This is a genomic window from Fulvivirga aurantia (assembly GCF_009711475.1).
Classification (GTDB): domain Bacteria; phylum Bacteroidota; class Bacteroidia; order Cytophagales; family Cyclobacteriaceae; genus Fulvivirga; species Fulvivirga aurantia.
Genome location: NZ_SMMD01000599.1, coordinates 1 through 4,481 on the forward strand (window position 1 = coordinate 1; position 4,481 = coordinate 4,481).

The 4,481-nt window shown below is 40.3% G+C and carries 2 protein-coding genes and 1 pseudogene; 2 read left to right on the forward strand and 1 reads right to left on the reverse strand.

Annotated features, from left to right (window positions below; translation table 11 throughout):
* A partial coding sequence (locus tag E1176_RS05385) for a CHAT domain-containing protein (RefSeq protein ID WP_155209544.1) occupies window positions 1-2,806 on the forward strand: 2,806 nt, incomplete at its 5' end.
* A 228-nt stretch (window positions 2,807-3,034) separates the two neighbouring features.
* Window positions 3,035-3,880 (forward strand): 1,4-dihydroxy-2-naphthoyl-CoA synthase, encoded by an 846-nt coding sequence (locus tag E1176_RS05390; RefSeq protein ID WP_155209545.1) that lies wholly within the window; start codon window positions 3,035-3,037, stop codon window positions 3,878-3,880.
* Between the two features lie 44 nt (window positions 3,881-3,924).
* On the opposite strand, the pseudogene E1176_RS20535 reads toward E1176_RS05390, so the two are convergent.
* Window positions 3,925-4,481 (reverse strand): annotated as a pseudogene (locus E1176_RS20535) (hypothetical protein); the annotation flags it as partial.

Genomic DNA, 4,481 nt, shown 5'->3' on the forward strand with positions numbered 1-4,481 from the left:
TCTGTTTTGTCACTATACTGGTGACGCTCAAATTGGCAAATTTCTAAAAGAAAGAACAAAAGACCTCAATAACAAGGGCAACCTGGCCGGTCTAAAAGAAAAGCTTGGCGGTGCTATGAGTAAGAAGCTCAACGATGAGCGTGCTCAGATGGACTCAACGAGCTTTAGCTACGCTATATCCGTAAATGATAATGCTGATTTTGTGGAAACTGATGGTGCTAAAGAAGATTTCATTAAATGGGGAAGCAACCTGATGAATCAGGGAGATGCTGATGAAAAAGAAAGTGCCAGAGCCATGGTAGACTTAGGAGAGTTGTGGTATGCCAAAGGGTATTACAAGAGAGCAGGAGATATTTTCAATGCCGCAAAGCTTAAGTATGAAATTAATAATCTTACCAATGAGGCTAATTATTATAAACTGATTGCAAATATTGGGCTGCTCTACGGTACCATGGGGAGGTACAATTTGGCCGAGGAGACAACCAGAGAAGCGCTAGCCTTAAGAAAAGAGGCCTATGGGGAAGATCACCCTAGCTATGGAGCTTCACTGAATAACCTGGCAGTGCTCAAGAAAGAAACCGGTCAGTATAATGACTCAGAAAAGCTCATTTCAGAATCAATTAATATCCTTAAAAGCCATGAAGATAGTAAGGAGATGCCCTTGGCGATCGCTCTTAATAATCGAGCTATGCTTTACCAGGCTATGGGTCGTTATGATGAAGCCGGAAAAGAATTGACAGCCGCAATTAGTATTTCAGAAGAGCATCAGGGCAAAAAGTCGGGGAATCATCAAAAATTTCTCACCAATATGGCTTTGCTAAAACAAGAAATGGGTGATTACAACAAGGCAGAGGAATTGTTTTTAGATCTTATTGCGATTAAAAAGAGGAGAATGGGAAGTAATAGCCCCGATTATGCCCACATGCAAAGCAATCTGGCCGCTTTATACATGGAAAAAGGCGAGTATGAAAAAGTAGAAGAACGATTAAAAACAGCTATTGAGATATACAAAAACAAATATGGAGAAAGTCACCGCCAATATGCCTCAGCCATTAGTGATTTAGGTAATTTTTATAGATTTCAATCTCAATACGAGGAGGCCCGTCCGCTGATACAGCAAGCCTATTATATTAGGAAAAAACAGCTCGGGGAGGAGCATCCTGAGTATGTGCAATCCATCGAAGACCGAGCTATTCTGGAATGGAAAACAGGAAATGCGGAAAAAGCTACAGAGTTTTATCATACGGCTTTAGAAAAATCCCTGGCCTTTATCAATAGCTACTTTCCTCCTATGAGTGAAGCAGAAAAAACCAGTTACTGGGATAAGTTGCGCCCGAGGTTTGAGCGCTTTTACGCATTTGTGATCGATGTAAGAAATGAGCAACCGCAACTATTAACTGATATGTTTAATTACCATGTCGCCACTAAAGGTTTGCTGCTCAATACTACCAACAAAATCAAAGAAGAAATACTAGAAAGCGATGATCAGGATTTGATAAAACAATATTTGCAATGGCTTGATCAAAAAGAAACACTAGCCCGGTATTATAGCTACTCCATTGAGGAATTAGAAGAGCAGCAGATAAACCTCGACTCTATGGAACGGGCTGCGAATGACAATGAGCGTTTCTTGTCTGAGAAGTCAAGCGTATTTAAGGAAGGGTATAAAATAGTTGAAGTTACTTATGATGATGTTAATGCTGCATTAGGCAATGGTGATGTGGCTGTGGAGGTTATCAGGGTAAGAAAATTTGATAATATCCTGACGGATGACTCCCAATATGTTGCTCTTATCGCACAAAAAAGCGCAAATAAGCCACTTTCAGTTGTGCTGACAAACGGTAAGGAGTTAGAAACCCGCTATTACCAATATTACAATAATGCTGTTCATCAGAAAATTCAGGATGATTACTCTTATGGACAATACTGGGCACCAATAGCAACCGAAGTTGCGGGGAGTAGCAACATTTATCTCTCTCTGGACGGGATTTATAATCAAATCAATTTAAATACTTTGCGCACACCGAGTGGCTCCTTTGTCATAGATCAATACAATTTGGCATTTATTGGAAACTCGAAGGAATTGACTTCATCTTCAGGCAATACATCAAATAGTAAAGAAGCATTTTTAATTGGTAATCCCGATTACGGTAATTCTGAAATAGCGCAATTGCCAGGTACAAAAAAGGAAATAGAAAGTATAAGTCAATTATTGGCCAAACGAGGCTTTAAGTTGGCAAAACATACTGAGGCACAAGCCACTGAAGGCAACTTAAAAAGTATTGACAACCCGAAGGTTTTGCATGTTGCTACTCATGGTTATTTCTTAGAAGACAAACACCTGAACAAAGAAAAAGTATTTGGGGTAAGTACCGAAAGCGCCAGAGACAACCCGTTGCTACGAGCTGGAATTTTACTTACTGGTGCGCAAAATGCGCAATCTGGTAGCAATTCATTAGAAAGCAGCAACAATGGCGTACTTACAGCCTATGAGGCGATGAATCTTTCTTTGCAACAAACTGATCTGGTAGTGCTGAGCGCCTGTGAGACGGGTGTTGGAGACGTAAAAGCAGGAGAGGGAGTTTACGGATTGCAGAGGGCGTTTTTTGCTGCCGGAGCCAATACGCTCATTATGAGTCTTTGGAAAGTGGATGATGCTGCTACACAAGAGCTTATGACAAATTTCTATGACAATTGGTCGAGGTACGGTAATAAAAAAGAGGCCTTTAAAAAAGCCCAATTAGCACTTAAAAGTAAGCATCAGGATCCTTATTATTGGGGTGCATTTATTATGATAGGGAGTTAGTTGCTTATTTGTAACAAACTCTGTAGCTTAGATTTAACATAACAATTTAATTAACCTCTTTGCTTGCAAAAAAGACCCGGGCTATACAGTCCGGGTCTTTTTTTTGCCACAGCAACCTGCGGTAGCGCTTAAGTCGTGATGCCCTTTATTCAAAAAGCATAGGCACTTTTTAGGGTGGTTTCATTAATTTTACCGCTTTGTTAATCTCACGAATAGAATTTATAAATCATGGAAAAGCCAAACTGGAAAGTAGCCAAAGAGTACGAAGATATTACCTACAAAAAGTCTGACGGTGTTGCAAGAATAGCTTTCAACAGACCTAATGTTAGAAATGCCTTTAGACCTAAAACTACTGGAGAGCTTTTCGATGCTTTTTTAGATGCGCGTGAAGATCCGGAGATCGGTGTTGTGTTATTATCAGCTGAAGGCCCTTCTACAAAAGATGGGGTTTATTCTTTTTGTAGTGGAGGTGACCAAAAGGCAAGAGGAGCCCAGGGCTACATAGATGATGATGGAGTTGGTAGACTCAATATTTTAGAAGTTCAGCGCCTGATTCGATTTATGCCTAAGGCAGTAATCGCTGTAGTGCCGGGTTGGGCAGTTGGTGGAGGGCATAGCCTTCACGTAGTTTGCGATATGACCTTGGCCAGCCGCGAGCATGCCATTTTTAAACAAACAGATGCAGATGTAACCAGCTTTGATGGGGGATATGGATCGGCATACCTGGCGAAGATGGTCGGGCAGAAGCGCGCCAGAGAGATATTCTTCTTAGGTAGAAATTACTCAGCTGAGGAGGCATACCAAATGGGTATGGTAAACGCTGTAGTACCTCATGATGAACTAGAAGATACCGCTTATGAGTGGGCACAGGAGGTTTTAGCTAAATCACCAACATCTATAAGAATGCTGAAATTTGCCTTTAACCTGACTGATGATGGTATGGTAGGACAACAGGTGTTTGCCGGAGAAGCTACGAGACTTGCCTACATGACCGATGAAGCAAAAGAAGGTCGAGATGCATTTTTAGAAAAGAGGAAACCTGACTTCAAGAAATTCCCGAGAGTTTCTAATTAATAAAAAAAGAGTTATCCGTCATTTACGGATAACTCTTTTAAAGATTAAAGGGAGCAGCCATTTGACGCTAATTCCTCTTTAGTCGGATTATGATAGTTATCTGCGACTTCATAATTACCATTTATTGCGCCATTCTTTGCCAGGTTTTGCAAACCACATAAGTCCGATAAACTGTTGTTGTAGCTAACATCAAGATTATTGACAGAAGTAAGGTTTCCGAAAGTACTAATGCTTTGCAGCCCGTAATTACTTGAAATCATAAGATTTTCAACGCTCGTAAGTTGGTCAAATCCTTTAAGGTTGGTAAGTACGTCATTACTTGAAAGCTGGAAATTACCATCAATTGTTTGGAGTTGATTGAAGTCAATTTCGATAATTTCTAAACCTCCCAGATCTAAGTAGCTGTTTCCTTCATAAATATTACCGCTTACTTGGACTGAGTTTAGGGTAGGGAATTTTATTGATTTTAAATTAGCTCCCCATTCGACTTTTACTGCACCTAAGTTTGTAACCGAAGGAAATTCGATATTTTCAAGCTCTCCACAATTTTCGTATGTAATACTTCCACCGATTAACTCCAGATTTGACATGTACATCTTAG

What these genes read in the sequence shown, in the direction of transcription:
- E1176_RS05390 (WP_155209545.1), top strand. Translation starts at nt 3,035, where the DNA reads ATGGAAAAGCCAAACTGGAAAGTAGCCAAAGAGTACGAAGATATTACC.